The organism is Peribacillus psychrosaccharolyticus ATCC 23296, from assembly GCF_000305495.1.
In the GTDB taxonomy this organism is placed as follows: Bacteria; Bacillota; Bacilli; order Bacillales; family DSM-1321; genus Peribacillus; species Peribacillus psychrosaccharolyticus.
This window is the reverse complement of record NZ_AJTN02000211.1, coordinates 66,326-82,869: the sequence shown is the minus strand read 5'-3', so window position 1 is coordinate 82,869 and position 16,544 is coordinate 66,326. Positions and strand designations below refer to the sequence as shown.

Annotated in this window: 15 protein-coding genes; 13 read left to right on the top strand and 2 right to left on the bottom strand. The window is 39.2% G+C overall.

The window, feature by feature from the left end; all coding sequences use genetic code 11:
* The first annotated feature begins 15 nt into the window (after positions 1-15).
* The 8 genes from WYK_RS25730 (at position 16) to pulA (ending at position 11,447) form a co-directional block, all read left to right on the top strand.
* Positions 16-1,083, top strand: coding sequence for a sensor histidine kinase (locus tag WYK_RS25730; RefSeq protein ID WP_235782529.1), 1,068 nt, complete (start codon positions 16-18; stop codon positions 1,081-1,083).
* Entirely contained in the window at positions 1,071-2,615 is a 1,545-nt protein-coding gene (locus WYK_RS15470) for a response regulator transcription factor (protein ID WP_040375369.1), read from the top strand. Before WYK_RS25730 ends, WYK_RS15470 begins: the two co-directional genes overlap by 13 nt.
* Before the next feature lie 154 nt (positions 2,616-2,769).
* A complete protein-coding gene (locus tag WYK_RS15465; RefSeq protein ID WP_040375368.1) occupies positions 2,770-3,729 on the top strand; it encodes an ABC transporter permease in 960 nt (319 codons plus the stop codon).
* A gap of 14 nt (positions 3,730-3,743) precedes the next feature.
* Positions 3,744-4,637: a carbohydrate ABC transporter permease gene (locus WYK_RS15460; protein ID WP_040375367.1), complete on the top strand. Its 894-nt coding sequence runs from the start codon at positions 3,744-3,746 to the stop codon at positions 4,635-4,637.
* A gap of 29 nt (positions 4,638-4,666) precedes the next feature.
* Positions 4,667-6,334, top strand: coding sequence for an ABC transporter substrate-binding protein (locus WYK_RS15455; protein ID WP_040375366.1), 1,668 nt, complete (start codon positions 4,667-4,669; stop codon positions 6,332-6,334).
* An 81-nt stretch (positions 6,335-6,415) separates the two neighbouring features.
* Positions 6,416-7,180 (top strand): sugar phosphate isomerase/epimerase family protein, encoded by a 765-nt coding sequence (locus WYK_RS15450; RefSeq protein ID WP_040375387.1) that lies wholly within the window; start codon positions 6,416-6,418, stop codon positions 7,178-7,180.
* Between the two features lie 10 nt (positions 7,181-7,190).
* A complete protein-coding gene (locus WYK_RS15445; RefSeq protein WP_040375365.1) occupies positions 7,191-8,210 on the top strand; it encodes a Gfo/Idh/MocA family protein in 1,020 nt (339 codons plus the stop codon).
* Between the two features lie 336 nt (positions 8,211-8,546).
* Entirely contained in the window at positions 8,547-11,447 is a 2,901-nt protein-coding gene (pulA, locus tag WYK_RS15440) for a type I pullulanase (protein ID WP_407951480.1), read from the top strand.
* Between the two features lie 33 nt (positions 11,448-11,480).
* Here the strand turns inward: pulA and WYK_RS24975 are convergent, their stop codons facing one another.
* Positions 11,481-11,630 carry a hypothetical protein gene (locus WYK_RS24975; protein ID WP_161629142.1) on the bottom strand — a complete coding sequence of 50 codons (150 nt, stop codon included), beginning with the start codon at positions 11,628-11,630 and terminating at the stop codon, positions 11,481-11,483.
* A gap of 305 nt (positions 11,631-11,935) precedes the next feature.
* Between WYK_RS24975 and WYK_RS15435 the strand changes: the two genes are divergently transcribed.
* From WYK_RS15435 to uvsE, 5 genes are all read left to right on the top strand, one after another.
* Positions 11,936-12,175 (top strand): hypothetical protein, encoded by a 240-nt coding sequence (locus tag WYK_RS15435; RefSeq protein ID WP_051387554.1) that lies wholly within the window; start codon positions 11,936-11,938, stop codon positions 12,173-12,175.
* A gap of 193 nt (positions 12,176-12,368) precedes the next feature.
* Positions 12,369-12,794: a ferritin-like domain-containing protein gene (locus WYK_RS15430; RefSeq protein ID WP_040375364.1), complete on the top strand. Its 426-nt coding sequence runs from the start codon at positions 12,369-12,371 to the stop codon at positions 12,792-12,794.
* Between the two features lie 129 nt (positions 12,795-12,923).
* Positions 12,924-13,952: a serine hydrolase domain-containing protein gene (locus WYK_RS15425; protein WP_040375363.1), complete on the top strand. Its 1,029-nt coding sequence runs from the start codon at positions 12,924-12,926 to the stop codon at positions 13,950-13,952.
* 76 nt (positions 13,953-14,028) lie between these two features.
* A complete protein-coding gene (locus tag WYK_RS24970) occupies positions 14,029-14,190 on the top strand; it encodes a hypothetical protein (protein ID WP_161629141.1) in 162 nt (53 codons plus the stop codon).
* A gap of 73 nt (positions 14,191-14,263) precedes the next feature.
* Positions 14,264-15,235, top strand: coding sequence for a UV DNA damage repair endonuclease UvsE (uvsE, locus tag WYK_RS15420; RefSeq protein ID WP_040375362.1), 972 nt, complete (start codon positions 14,264-14,266; stop codon positions 15,233-15,235).
* A 45-nt stretch (positions 15,236-15,280) separates the two neighbouring features.
* Here uvsE and WYK_RS15415 read toward each other — a convergent pair whose 3' ends face one another.
* Complete coding sequence (locus WYK_RS15415; RefSeq protein WP_040375385.1) at positions 15,281-16,453, bottom strand: MFS transporter; 1,173 nt, start codon at positions 16,451-16,453, stop codon at positions 15,281-15,283.
* Between the last annotated feature and the right edge of the window lie 91 nt (positions 16,454-16,544).

The window sequence follows — 16,544 nt, the reverse complement described above, 5'->3', positions numbered from 1 at the left end:
CATTTGATTGATAACATGAAGGAGAAAGAAAGTTCTATTTATGAAGGAGTGCTTGAGGGCGAGCCTTCCCAAATTATAATGGATGACTTATTTCCTGAGCAGAGTGAGAATCAATTAAAAATTGTTTCTATTTCAGCTAATAAAGAGATTGTAAAAGATGCAAATTCATTAAGTTTATTTGGGATCTCGGTAACAATCGCTGGTTTCTTCGCAGCGATGCTTATCATTATATTAGTCAGCAATCTGTTCACAAAGCGTCTTTCCAACCTCGGCACCCAAATTAACAACGTTTCAAAAGGTGACTTGAATACTCAAATTGTAATCGATGGAAACGATGAAATTGGACAGCTTTCGCATCAATTTAATGAGATGGTTGCTAATTTGCGACAGTTAATCGATCAGGTACATGAAACGAATCGACAAAAAAATATTCTTCAGTTAAGCCAAAACGAAAGCAAGTTTAAAATGATGGCTAGTCAGATTAATCCGCATTTTTTATTTAATACGCTGGAGTCAATCCGGATGAAGGCACATATAGAGGGTGTAAATGAAGTGGCGGATGTCGTTAAGAGGCTTGGTAAATTAATGAGAAAGAGTCTTGAGGTAGGACGCAGCAAAATCCCTCTTTGGGATGAAATCGAAACAGTACGCTGTTACTTGGAAATTCAGCAATTCCGATATAAAGACCGCCTTGTATATGAATTAGACATCGACCCTGACTCAAAGAACATTCTCGTAAATCCACTAACGATTCAGCCGTTGGTTGAAAATGCAGTGATTCATGGCTTGGATAATAAAGAAACAGGAGGAAAGGTAGTCGTTCTAACAAAAGTGTCCGGGTGCTATGTGCAAGTAACCGTGACGGATAATGGAATAGGGATTGAGGATAAAAGGCTGGAGGAAATTCTTCAATTTATAAATGAGGAAGACGAGGGGATTCGCATTGGTTTACGTAATGTACACCAAAGGCAAGTTCTTACATATGGGAAAAGGTGCGGTCTTCAAATTACGTCGAAAAAAGGGACAGGTACGTGCATTCAATTTATGATTCCACTAGAGGAGGAAGTAAGATGTTTGAAGTAATCATTGTTGATGATGAGCCAATGATAAGAGAAGGACTCCGAACACTTATTGCTTGGGAAACATATGGATTCAAGATAATTAATATCGCGCAGAATGGCCGTGAAGGTTTTGAAAAACATCAAGAATATAAGCCCGACTTAATGATTGTTGATGTACGTATGCCTGAAATGGACGGAATCACACTAATTGAAAAAATACGGAAAGAGAACCGGCACACTCATTTTATTATATTAAGTGGACATGCAGACTTTACCTATGCACAAAGAGCTATGGGGTGCCATGTAGACGGATATTTATTAAAACCGCTCGATGAAGATGAGTTGATTCTCTATTTACAAACGATTTATAAAAAATTAGCAGACGAAAAAAAATTGAAGCAGCTTGAAACGGAAGAAAAAATTCAGCAAAGAGAAAAACTGATTACGGCTTTATGCCAAGAGATTGACGTTCCCTTGAATAAAGAATATTTGCCTATATATGAAGAACTTAGTCATGTACAACGAAAGTTTCAGGTTCTTTTACTGAAGGTGACTGCACCAGCAGCTCATTCTGACATTAGTTTTTTGAAACAGTCAGCAAAAGAATTATTTGAATTTACTGAAAAGGGGTATGTTTTCACCAACAATTATGAAATTGGTGTTCTCTTGAGGCAATCCTATACGTCCAAACATGCTAAAGAGAATCTATATAAAGAACTGGCAGCTAGCATTGGCAGCGATAGCTTTTTTGCCGCAATAGGGGAACAGGTTCCTCTATCACACATTTACCAATCGTTTCAAACCGCTTCAATGCTCTTAACACATCATTTTTATTTTGAAAAAGGGTTGGTGATGGATAAAAGTAATCTTTCGGATCAGTGGATGATAGAAACAGACGAAAAAGGTATATTGGCGCTCGAATCGTATGTCAGTCGTCTGCAATATGCCTTTGAATCGATTAACAGTAAGACGGCTGAGAAAATGATTGATGAACTTGCAGAAGAGATGGTTCATTGCAGAATGACCGAAATGGAAATCAAAAAAGGATTTATTCAACTTTATACAAACATATTAAATAAATTGCTGCTTTCTAATAAAAATGATCAGAGTCTGACGGCCATTCATGCCCGGGCGGCTGAAATTTATGAATTACCAACCTTACCGAGTGTAAAACAATTTTTAATAAACCAATTCAATGAAATAATCGGTGTATTGGATAATGGCAATACGGACACTCAGATTAAGAAAATGATTGATTTAATTCATAAGCATTACAATAAAAACCTGCGATTAGAAACGTTAGCAGAGGTATTTAATTATAACAGTGCCTATTTAGGAAAGCTTTTTAAAAATTATACGGGAGAGTATTTTAACACGTATCTTGATAAAGTAAGAATTGAGACAGGGAAGCAGCTTTTGCAAAAGGGCAGTAAGGTCTATGAGGTGGCTGATCAGATCGGCTACGCAAATGTTGACTATTTTCATCGAAAGTTTAAGAAATATGTTGGAACCTCTCCCTCCGCCTATCGAAACCAAAGCGGAAAAATAAGCTGATTAGCATAAAACAGACAAAGTCAGTTGATTTTGTCTGTTTTTGCTGATTCACGAATCGTATACCTAAAATTTATACCTGATTTTTCACGTAATCTAGCAGGTACTGACGCAGTGAAATGTAAGGTATGATTAATGATAGAAAGGGGAGAAGTCAATGGAAATCGCCAAAAAGAAAGCGCATACATATAAACCGATCAAAAATAAAAAAAGCTTTTGGGGATCACTCATTCATCAAAGGTACTTATATTTTATGTCGATGCCCTTTGTTATTTGGGTCTTTGTTTTCAATTATTTGCCTTTATGGGGATGGACGATGGCTTTTCAAAATTATCGCCCTGGTAAGTCGATGGGCGAACAGGAATGGGTCGGTCTGCAGCATTTCATTATGCTCTTCCAAGATGAACGTTTTTATTTAGTTCTACGTAACACGCTTGCCATGAGTCTTATGGGTCTTATTTTAGGTTTTACGGTACCGATTGTATTTGCCATTTTACTCAATGAAGTCCGTAAGAAAGCCTTTAAAAGCACTCTCCAGACGATTACTTATTTGCCGCATTTTGTTTCATGGGTGGTTGTTGCTGGAATTGTGACAAAAGTATTGTCCATTGATGGAGGCGTTGTTAACCAGGTATTGACGGCGACTGGATTAGTGGATGAGCCCATACAATTTATGACCAAAGGCGGATTGTTTTGGATTATTGTCACGCTCGCCGATTTGTGGAAGGAAATGGGCTGGAACTCTATTATCTTTTTAGCTGCCATGGCTGGGATTGATCCACAACTATATGAAGCGGCAAAGGTAGATGGAGCTGGAAGGCTTCGACAAATATGGCATATTACCTTGCCTGGAATCCGACCAACCATATTAGTTGTACTTATCCTTTCAATTGGTAATCTAATTTCAATTGGCTTTGAAAAACAGTTCTTATTAGGAAATTCAACGATAGTTGATTATTCAGAAGTATTGGATTTATATGCCTTAAATTATGGTATTGGCTTAGGACGTTTTTCATATGGGACAGCCATTGGCATATTCAATTCTTTAGTTAGTATTATTCTATTATTCTTAGCGAATGGAATTTTCAAACGGTTTACAAACCAAAGTGTTATGTAAGGGGGAGAGTGACGGTGAAATCAAGTAAGGGTGACTTAATTTTTACTATCTGTAATTATACGTTTTTAACATTTGTGTTTGTGATCACCTTGTACCCATTTTTAAACGTGCTGGCCATCTCACTCAATGATGCGACGGATACGGTCCGGGGTGGTATCACGATATTTCCTAGAGAATTTACATTGGATAACTATATTACGATATTTGAATACGATAACCTGATTACAGGCTTTGTCAATTCTACCTTACGAACAGTTATTGGTACGATATTGGGCGTCATTTCATCAGCAATGGTGGCATTTACGTTAAGTCGTGCAGATTTTAAAGGTAGAAAATTCGTATCAACCACCCTTGTTTTAACATTATATTTTAGCGGTGGATTAATCCCAGGTTACATGCTGATGAGAGATTTACATCTAGTAGGTACATTTTGGGTGTATATTCTTCCAGGCATGGTGAATGCCTTCAATATTATTATTGTTCGTTCCTTTATGGACGGGCTGCCCTATGCTCTACAGGAATCAGCTAAAATGGATGGTGCGAATGACTTTTCAATTTTTTGGAGAATTATTCTCCCTTTATGTACCCCGGTCTTGGCAACGATTGCTCTCTTTATTGCGGTAGGTCAATGGAATTCTTGGTTTGATACGTACTTATATAATGGATCTAATCCTAGTTTGACTACGCTTCAATATGAATTAATGAAAATATTGCAAAATACATCGATTAGTTCTACTGATCCCAATGCCTATAGGGGAACAGAGGGAATAGAAGCAGCTAAAAATGTCTCTCCGGAATCGATTAAAATGGCGATTTCTGTGGTGACGATTATTCCAATCTTAATTGTGTATCCATTTTTACAGCGGTTTTTTGTACAGGGTATGACATTAGGAGCTGTAAAAAGTTAAGTTGATTTTATAAAAAGGGAGATGTAAAGATGAAACGAATAATAAAAAAGTCTGGCCTATTAATCGCAACAACAATGCTGGTTTTAGCTGGTTGTCAAAATGACAGTGCATCTAAAAAAGTGGATTTGGATAAAGAATCTACCGGACCAGTTTCTTTTACCTTATTCAGCGCTGACCCCCATCCACAATGGGATAAGATGGAGAGTCCAGTCAGCAAAAAAGTGAAGGAAGAAACCGGTGTTAGTCTGGAAGCGGAATTTGATGTGGCCGGCGGTGAACAAAAGATACCATTAATGATTGCCAGCGGGGAATATCCGGATTTAATCCTGCCAAAGGGGAATGCAGCTAAATTAGTTGAAGCAGAAGCGTTAATCGATCTGACGGATTTAATTGATAAATATGGACCAAATTTAAAGAAGGTCTATGGGGACTATTTTAATCGATTAAAATGGAGTAATGAAGATGAAGGGATATATATCCTGCCGACTTCACAAGTCAATCAAACCTATTGGGCACCAGGCACTGGATTCATGCTCCAAAACGATGTGGTTAAACAGCTGGGATATCCGGAAATCCGAACGGTAAAAGATTTTGAAAAAGCCATTAAAGACTATAAAGAGAAAAACCCAAGTATTGATGGGCAGCCAACCGTCGGCTTATCCCTGTTAGCAGATGACTGGAGGATACAAATTACAACGACTAATCCTGCATTTTTAGCAACAGGGGCACCAGATGACGGAGAGTTTTATATTGACCCTGAAACGTTTGAAGCAAAAATGCACTATCGTCGTGCGGAAGAAAAAGAATACTTCCGTTGGTTAAATCATATGAATGATAGCGGATTATTGGACAAAGAAAGCTTCGTTCAAAAATATGACCAATATTTAGCGAAAGTATCATCAGGACGAGTGATTGGTCTAATTGATGCAGATTGGGAAATGGCTGAGGCGCAAAGAGCATTGCGTGAAGCTGGCAAGGAAGAGCGGATGTATGGAATGTACCCGGTCACACTAACCGAGGAGTTTGAACATCATAATTTTCAAGATACAGGTTACCTAGGCGGATGGGGCATTGGCATTTCAGTTGATAACGAAGATCCGGTGCGGGCGATTAAATTCCTCGATTACCTTGCTTCGGATGAAGGTCAAATCCTTCAGAATTGGGGCATAGAAGGGGAACATCATGAAATAGTTGATGGAAAGCGTGTGATTCCAGAAGACGAAATGAAAGAACGCAACAATAATGCAAATTACGTGAAACAAACTGGAGTAGGAGCACTAAAAGGTTTCGCACCGCCGTATGGAGATGGGGTAGTGGATTCTACCGGTCAAACATATACGATTGCAAGTCCAGACCAAATTAAAGACGCGTATACAGAAACAGAAAAAGAAGTATTAACAAATTATAATGTAGAGATGTGGAAAGATTTGTATCCACAGAAAGAAGACTTCCCTGTTAAGCCTTGGGGTGCTGCATTTAATATTCCAGTACCAGGTGGTTCAGAACTCGAGCTGATTATGCAAAAAAGTTTGGATATTGTTAAAAAACGTGTACCTGAAGCAATCTTGGCTAAGCCGGATGATTTTGATAAGGTTTGGGATACATTTATGAATGATTTAGAGAAAGCAGATGTGGAGAAAGCAGAAGAGGAATATACGAAGTTAGTCAAAAGCAGATTAGAACTTTGGGGTAAATAAACACCATTCAACTGCCTAAAGAACCATTCTGATTAAGGGGTGGTTCTGATGGTATTTGTAAAGTGTGGAAATGGGGATAAAATGAAAACAACTCAAGTGGCTGTACAAATGTATACATTACGGGAAGAAAGTCAAAAAGATTTTGCTGGGACGTTAAGAAAAGTAGCCGAGCTGGGATTTGATGGCGTAGAGTTTGCTGGGTATGAAGGCTGGAATGTTAACGAACTAAAGGAATTGCTTGATGAGCTGGGGCTTCAAGCGGCAGCCAGCCATGTACCTCTTGAAGAGTTGGAGTCCAATTTAGGGCAGGTTATTGAGAATCAGAAGATACTTGGAAGCGGCTATATTGTCTGCCCATACCTAATGCCTGAACAAAGAACGGAAGAAGACTATCAAAAGCTGATCCGATTTTTAGACGAAGCGGGGGAGATTTGCCGAGGTGAAGGACTAACTCTTTGTTATCATCATCATGATTTTGAACTCGAGTGCATGAATGATGGAAGACAGGCACTTCAAGCCATCTATGAAGATACTAAAGAAGAAAACGTCAAAGCAGAACTGGATATTTATTGGCTGGCAAAAGCCGGAGAAAAACCAGCGGAATGGATGGAACGCTGCACAAATAGAACCCCTTTAGTTCATTTGAAAGATATGACCAAAGATAAAGAACAATTTTTTGCCGAATTAGGAACTGGTGGGGTAGATATCGACTCAGTACTTGAAAAAGGAAAAGAAGCAGGGGTACATTGGTGGATCATTGAGCAGGATATGAGCCGTCTCACACCATATGAAAGTATTGAAATCAGTATAAATTACTTAAGAAAACTCTTACTAAAGAAAGGATAGAGAAACGTATATGCTTAAAGTTGGAGTACTTGGATGTGGAACGATTGCAAGAGTTCGCCATTTACTAGAATATGATAATAACAAAGAAGTAGAGATTGCCGCAGTATGCGATATTGTCGAAGAACGCGCCGAAGAAATGGCAAAGCTATACGGTGCTAAAGCATTTACCGATTATCGTGACGTTCTAGAGAATAAAGAGATAGATGTGATCAGTATCTGTCTGCCAAACTATCTTCATGCTTCAGTGACGATTGCAGCCTTAAATGCAGGCAAACATGTTTTATGTGAAAAACCAATGGCTACCTCAAAGGATGAAGCAGAAGCCATGATAGCGGCAGGAAAGTTAAATGAGAAAAAACTCATGATTGCTCATAATCAACGTTTTGTTGCTTCCCATCAAAAGGCAAAAGAAATTATAGAGAGTGGAAAGCTTGGGAAAATATACAGTTTCTCCACGACGTTCGGACACCCAGGACCAGAAGAGTGGAGCATTGATGGAGCTGAAAGCTGGTTCTTTAATAAGGATCAAGCATTTATTGGTGCAATGGGCGACCTGGGTGTCCACAAAGCGGATTTAATGCGGTACCTACTGGGAGATTTCTCAGAGGTAGGTGCTTTTATTGAAACGAATGCCAAACAAAATACAGACGTAGATGATAATGCCGTATGTATTCTACGGACAGAGAGCGGAATAATAGGTACGCTTACAGCAAGTTGGGCATATGTGACCGGAGGAGATAATTCAACCATTATATATGGGGAAAATGGAACCCTGCGATTAGAAGCAGATCCAGTCTATTCACTCATCGAAGAGTATCGTGATGGAACCATCATTAACCATCAGCTTGAGAAAATTCAAACCAATGAAGAAGGCGGGCAAAGCAACTCAAGCATCATCGACTACTTTGTTACGAGTATTCTTGAAAATACTGAACCGCCTATTCCTGGCGAGGAAGGCATGAAATCGCTCGAAGTCATCCTTGCAGCGATAGAATCACAGGAAACCAGACAAATCGTCTCCTTAAAGTAGATTAGTGTGATCAGCATTCTGGTGCTGGTCTTTTTTTTAAGAGATCAATACCTATGGGGGTATATATATAACGCCAGACGGGATTATGGCCCTCTTAGACGGGAATAATCATGTTTCAGACGGGATTATCACCTTTTCCGACGGGAATAAGCCGAGGCCAGACGGGATTACCGCTAAAATAAGAATAATTTCTATCAAAAATATATGAAATACCCCCCTGCCATTATCATCCTGTTTTATATCGACAGTTAATTCATATAGTATTTTAGTATGCAAACGCTTACAAAAATACTATAATTAACATGTAGTATTTTCCAAGAAGGAGGAGAGAGTTTGATTAAACGAAAAGTAATTAGTTGGGTGACCGTCGTATCATTATTGGTTTCTATTTTACTCGTTTCATTTGTGCAACCGATTGCAGAAGCAAGCGGTACGACGAAAATCACGATTCACTATCAAGAAGCGAAGGGAAATACAAAGGACTGGAGTCTATGGGTTTGGCCTGAGGGCGGGGAAGGAAAGGAGTATTCCTTTACTGGTCAGGATGCGTTTGGTAAAACGGTAGAGATAGAACTCCCTGTTGATACGAAGAAAGTCGGATTCATTATCCGTACGGAGTCATGGGAAAAAGATGGGGAGAATGACCGATGGCTGGATGTTCAAAATGGTGAAGGTGAAGTATGGGTAAAGTCCGGTGATGAAATGACTTATTCAGAGCCGCCAGACGGGGAATATCGAGATTTCCCAGCTTATGAAAAAGTGAAAATTAAAATTCATTACTTCCGCTATGACAATCAATATAATGGCTGGAATTTATGGATGTGGCCGGATGGAAAAGATGGACAGGCCGTTCAGTTTAAGGAAGATGATGAGCTTGGCAAGGTAGCTGAAGTAGAATTAACCAATCCCGAGGGAATCAAAAAAGCTGGATTTATTATGAGGCAAAGCAAGGATGGAAACGATTGGGCGAATAAAGAATTTAATGAGCGCTTTATAACAAAATTTAAAGAAGATGGTAGTGCAGAAATCTGGCTGACACAAGGAGTTGAACGAGTGTTTTACGATCCTGCGCAAATTGACCGTTCACCCAAGATTGTCAAATCAACGATTGATAAATTGAACGAAATCACCTTAGAAACCAATTTCCCTTTCGCATTAGATGAAGAAACCAATGCGGGGATTACCCTAAATGGGGCAGACATCAAAGAAGTACTTCCATATGCCGGCAAAGAAAATGTAACGAATAAAGTCCGGATTATAACTACGAAAAATCTGGATTTATCGAAGAATTATCAAGTTACCAAGAAATTGTTTGGAACCGCTTCAGTAGACATGGGTGCAGCTATTCGAACGGACGCCTTCGATAAACTGTATGCTTATAATGGAACGTTAGGGAACATTTATCAAAAAAAGAAAACGACTTTTAAACTGTGGGCTCCGACTGCAGCTGAAGCAAAACTTGTCACTTACAAGTCGTGGAATGACTCAGAAGGTAAGGAAGTGAAAATGGAACGCGGGGACAAAGGCGTTTGGAGTACAGAGCTTAAAGGAAATCAAGATGGTTTGATTTATACGTATAAGGTGAAAATCGGAGATAAATGGAATGAGGCAGTGGATCCATATGTACGGGCAGTAACGGTTAATGGTGATAAAGGAGTCGTGACCGATTTATCGAGCACGAATCCAAAAAAGTGGAATAACAAAAAGCCGAAACTTGCCAAAGCGGAGGATGCGATTTTTTATGAATTGCATATTCGTGATCTCTCCATTCAAGCTGAAAGTGGAATTAAACAAAAAGGGAAATATCTAGGTGTAGCAGAAAGTAAGACAACCGGTCCAAAGGGAGTGAAAACAGGGCTGAATCATATTAAGGACCTTGGTGTCACACATGTTCAATTTTTACCGATGTATGACTATCGAACCGTTGATGAAACAAAACTGAATGAGCCGCAATTTAATTGGGGGTATGATCCAAAGAACTTTAATGCTCCAGAAGGTTCTTATTCTACTAATCCATATAAACCAAAGGTACGAATCAACGAAATGAAACAAATGATTCAAGCTGTTCACAATCAGGATTTACGGGTCGTGATGGATGTGGTGTATAACCATATGTATGCGGTAAATGAATCGAACTTTAATCAATTGGTGCCAGGCTATTATTTCCGCTATAACGAAGATGGAACACTTGCCAATGGTTCCGGTGTTGGAAATGATACGGCTTCTGAGCGGAAAATGATGCGTAAGTTCATTGTTGACTCAGTAAGTTATTGGGCAAAGGAGTATCATCTAGACGGTTTCCGTTTTGATTTAATGGGAATCCATGATGTTCAAACCATGAACGATGTCCGCAAAGCGCTAGATAAGATTGACCCAAGTATTATAGTTATTGGGGAGGGCTGGGATCTAAATACTCCGCTTGCCGCAAATTTTAAGGCGAATCAAAAAAATGCTGAACAAATGCCGAAAATCGCTCACTTTAATGACAGCATTCGCGATGGGTTGAAAGGCAGTGTCTTTAATGAGTTAGATACGGGCTTTGTCAACGGAAAGCAAGGAATGGAAGACATCATCAAAAAGGGCATTACCGGCGGAATCAACTATGAAAACAGTCTGGCAACATATAAAGACCCGCAGCAGTTGGTCACCTATGTTGAAGCACATGATAATCATACACTTTGGGATAAATTAGCACTGACAAATCCTAAAGATTCGCTAACAATACGAAAGCAAATGCATAAGCTTGCTTCGTCCATTTCACTGACCTCACAAGGAATAAACTTTATCCATGCAGGACAAGAATTTATGCGCACGAAAGGAGGAGACCATAACAGCTACAAATCTCCTGATGCTGTTAACCAGTTGGATTGGAAGAGAAGAGCAGAATTTTCAAAAGAAGTAGAGTATATGAAGGGACTAATACAGCTCCGGAAACAATACTCCGGTTTCCGTTTAGCGACAGCGAAGGAAATAGAAAAGAATGTAACGTTTTTTGATGCACCTAAAAACGTGATTGCCTATCGTGTAACGAATCCAGAAAAGGCTCAGGCTAAGAAACAGCTGATCGTCATCCATAATGCCAATAATAAAGATGTGAAAATTACGCTGCCGAAAAAAGGCACGTGGTCAATCCTTGTTAATGGTCAAAAAGCTGGAACGAAAGAGCTTGGAAAAATAAAAACAACCCAAGTTACCGTACCTGCATTGAGCAGTTATGTCTTGGTTGGGAATAAATAAAAAGTCAAAAACCTTGAACGGCCTTCTGGTCTTTCAAGGTTTTTTGGCAATGACCTTTCTCCATGCTGCATCTGCTAATAGCAGGCCAAGGGCTAGAGAGAGTAAACTGGCTGCTAATACTTCATAGAGTTTCGGATAGCCATAAATAAGAGCACGTATGAAATAGTAGTCGATGAAAAGCATGCAGCCCCATATGCTCCATATCGAATCACAAAATATCGTTTTCCTCGCTGTTTCAGTTCGGACCCGTCGATGATTATCCCTCCTCTATTGACTATATATTCAGCAGCATAAAGAATGGAGCTGCGAGTCATCTCCAAAATTAACTGCTTGGTTTGCATTTCTCGCTGTCCAAATTCCCTGTCTCCAAAAACTGAAACAAATCCAAGCTTAAGATTGATGCGATTCCATCATACGTAAAATGAAAAATGTAACTATTTTTAATGTGATGCGTCAGAGATTCAAAAGAATAGTTTAGGAGGGGGCGTATGAAAAGGTCTTTTCCTATCTGCTTGTACTGGTGCAAAACACAATCTTTAGAAGAGTTTTATAAGGATGCAAAAATTGAAAAGGTTGATAAAGTCATCATTCAAGATGGTTCAACAGGTGCTTCAAAAGCGATAACTGAGCAAGAGCAAATAGATGAATTTTTATCCCAGATAAAAAATATAGAGTTTTCTCCTCAAGATAATCAAGAAGAACGTGATGGATGGCGATATAGAATTTAATTTCACATTAAGTAAAATCGGTGATACCTATTACGATTCAAACCCGGATATTCATCCGTTTGTAGATAATTATTACAAACAGATGGAGACTGAATAGGCTTATGTAAACATAAAAAAACCCCATTAATAGGAACATGAAGAACAATCGTATCATAGGCTATCCTACCAGTGGCAAAGGGAAGGAGAGCTTAGTATGTATTATCAAGACCCCTATAACAGGGAGCAGGAATTAATCAAAGACCTTGAAAAAGCTATTAATGGAGAATATAGCGCGATTCAGTGTTATGAACGGTTAGCTGGAATGACTAAAGATGCTAAGGAAAGAAATCGAATCTTGGAGATTCGTCAGGATGAAATTAAGCATTTTACTGCTTTTTCCGGCATTTATGAAGCACTTACAGGTACTAAACCCACTCCACAAATTATCGGCTTCTGCCCTACTAAATATTTGGCCGGACTAGAAGCATCTATTATTGATGAACAGGAAACAGTTGATGACTACTTAAACATAGCTCAAACTGCCGAGAATCGGATGATTAAAAAAGCATTTCGCGATGCAGCAACAGATGAGCAAAATCATGCTGTTTGGTTTTTATATTTTTATACAAAAAATAAATAGGCATTTATAATAGACTGGCAGTTCCCTACATGCTGGTCTATTTATGTATTTTACTAAATTGTGGTATATTTAGAATCGACCGCCTTATGGTTGTATAAAAAATTTAAAGGGTAATGGAGTGGAGCAAGGATGTTGAAGAATAGAATGGATATTGGTCAAATAGTATCTATCCAGGCAAAAGAGGTCGGATTCTCAGGGGTAGTACTGCTAAAAGAAGAAAATGAAATTATACTTCAGGAAGCATTTGGACTAGCTGATCGTTCTAATAACCTAAGTAATACACTCGAAACAAGGTTTGGGATTGCTTCAGGTTGTAAATTGTTTACGGCTATAGCGATCTGTCAGCTGGTTGAAAAAGGAATGCTCTCATTTGATACAAAACTCAGTGACTGTTTAGATATAGAGTTTCCACATTTTAATCAAGACATAACCATACATCATCTCTTGACGCATACATCTGGAATGCCTGATTATTTTGATGAAGCGGTTATGGATGATTTTTCCGACCTTTGGAAAGCGGTTCCGATGTATACCATCAAGAGACTGTCTGATTTTCTGCCGCTTTTTCAACATCACAGCATGATGTTCAAACCTGGGGAAAGATTTCATTATAATAATGCTGGTTTTATTGTCCTTGGGTTAGTAATTGAACAACATACAGGGCTTGAATTTACTGAATATATTGAATTGAATGTGTTTAAATCAGCTAATTTGACCGATTCTGGCTATTTCGAGCTGGATCAGCTGCCTGCTAATACGGCGATCGGTTACATAGATCGAAAGAACGGTACTTGGACCACCAATATCTATTCGCTGCCCATTAAAGGCGGCTCGGACGGAGGAGCGTTTATTTCGGCTCTAGATATGATGAAGGTATGGGAAGCATTGTTTTCCTATCAGCTTCTTAGTGAAAAAATGACCGCTGCACTTTTGACACCTTATATCTGTGAAGAAGATGAGGAGTATTATGGATATGGAATCTGGATTACTAAGCGTGACGGAGATATTTTTAAGTATCACCTCATGGGATATGATCCTGGTGTAAGCTTTCATTCTTCCGTCTATCCGAATAACGGAATCAAACTGGTGATTCCTTCGAATAAAGGTAAGGGACCTTACGCTATCACGTGTGAAATTGAAAAAGCACTATCGTTATAACTAGAGGAAGAACCTGCTATATTTTGGCAGGTTCTTTTAGTCAGGTGTTTCTTAATACAATGGGGGTATATATTTTATGCCAGACGGAAATATGCCCTATCAAGACGGGAATAGCCGTGTTCCAGACGGAATTATCGCCTTCTCAGACGGGAATACGTCCACTTCAGACGGGATTATCCCAAAAACTTATCAAAAAACTGACATACCCCCACTGCAGCTGGTCTTTTCTTCTAATTAATATGATCTCCGGTAAACCTTTATATTACCTAGTAAATGAGCATACTAAGGATAAATAGGGATGGGGTGTTATATTGACATTAGTTCGGTTAGGTTTTGTTGCGATGAGTATGTCGTTGAAAAATGCATCTCCTTCACAGACGATGACATTTGCTCAGTTTTCCAAAATAAACGACCGTGAAGCGGCTATTCGTAAGCTAGAGCGAATTGCAGTCTCAAACCTTGAAAACTGTCTGCGGATTTTAAGGCATTGTGCTGTTCATGATATTGCCTTTTTTCGTTTAAGTTCTAAGCTCATTCCATTAGCGAATCATCCAGATCTTCCGGAATGGAAGTTTTTAAAGCCGCTTAGCGATGTTCTCGGGCAAATCGCTGAATTTCTGACTAAGCATCCAAAAATGAGAGTTGATTTCCATCCAGATCATTTTGTGCTTTTAAATGGATCCCAAGTAGATATTCTTACCAATTCACTTAAAACCCTTAGGATTCATCAACAACTTTTAAAGGGGATGAAGATCAATCCAGAACATCGTTGTGTTCTTCATGTTGGAGGAGGATATCAGGATAAGGAAAAAGCACTGGAGCAGTTTATCCATAATTGGGGGCTGATTTCAGTTTCCTTACAGCAAATGATTATCTTAGAAAATGATGATAAAACCTTTGGACTGGCAGATACCCTTTATTTATGTGAAAAACTAGGGATTCCGCAAGTATTTGATTATCATCACCATCTCGCCAATCATCCACCAATGCCTTCATGGGAAGAAGAGTGGGAGCGGGTCATTGGGACATGGCAGCATTCAAGTCTTCCTCCGAAGATGCATATATCAAGCCCGCGATCAGCTGAAGAATACCGTGCACACTCCGATTATATTGACAGCAAGATGTTCCTCGATTTTTTAAACGGAATGAAGGGGAGTCTTCCGCAGCTTGATTGTATGATTGAAGCGAAACAAAAGGATGAAGCGCTTTTTCAACTAATGGAAGATTTGAAACAGTATCCGGAAATTGAAATCGTTGATGGGGCAAGTTTTTTTATTAAATAGTCATAGAAAAAAGCTGTCGAGGAAAACCTCAACAGCTTTACTTCATTAATAATCTTTAATGACCTCTGGATGTCGGTGTAACGATGCATAAAGGAACAGACCAGCAATAATCAGCAAAGCACTTGTCGAGATAAAGACTGCAGATATTCCATAGAATCCAGCAATCATGCCGCCCATAATAGGTCCGATGACGTTGCCAAGGAATCGTAAACTCGTGCTGTAACCAAGAACCTCACCTTGCATGGCAATAGGAGCCTCCTGGCGTATGAATGCAATTCTGACTGGAATGATGCCGCCAATTGCAATACCGAGTGTGAACCGAACAATAACGAGCTGCCAGAAACTAGTCACAAACGCACCTGGAATATAGGCAATTCCTGCAATGAAAAGCAGGGCTAGAAGCACCTTAATATGTCCGTGTGCATCCCCAATCTCCCCCCATTTCCGCGACATGAAGAGATTTCCTACCCCTGCTACAGAAAAGGCAATACCCGCAAATAATCCGAGGTTTTCAGGACCATGAAGTTCTCCAACATATAAGGAAAGTATTGGCTGAACGCTGAAATGAGCAATTTGGACAAGCATGGAAATCAACAATACGGTTAATAATACAGGATTATGAACAATATGAGAGATAACTTCCTTACTTGAATAATTTGTTTTCGTTCCAGCTTTTACTTCCAATCGATATTCCTTTGTAAACAGTACAAGTGCTGCACATATGAAAATCGAGATTGACGTCCATCTAAAGGTAGTAGAATAACCTAACGAATCAACCAAAACACCACCTAGTAATGGACCGACTAGGGTGCCTGTAATACTGCCAGTTTGCAATGTGCCGAGAACGCGGCCAGCAATTTCTTTAGGTGTTTGTGTCGAAATAAAAGCCTGTGAAATTGAGACGAATCCGGTAAAGATCCCCATAAACAGTCGTAAAACAAATAACTGCCAGACCGATGTAACATAGCCCATTAAGAAAATGGAAATGGCCATACCAAATGCACAGAATAAGAGGATTTTTTTACGGCCGATTTTGTCGCCGATTCTTCCCCAGATAGGAGAAACAAAAAAGGCAACGACAAAGGTAACCGCAAATGTCCAGCCTGACCATTGCTGGATATATTGATCACTATAATCTCCAAATGTACCTATATATAACGAGATAAACGGAAGTACCATGGTGGTACTGCCATTAATGAAGAAGTTGGCAAACCACATGATAATTAAGTTACGTTTTGCTATTGATGAATAAATAAATGACACTTCTTTCTTTGAATATATTTCGGATTCCTAAATATTAGTATACAAA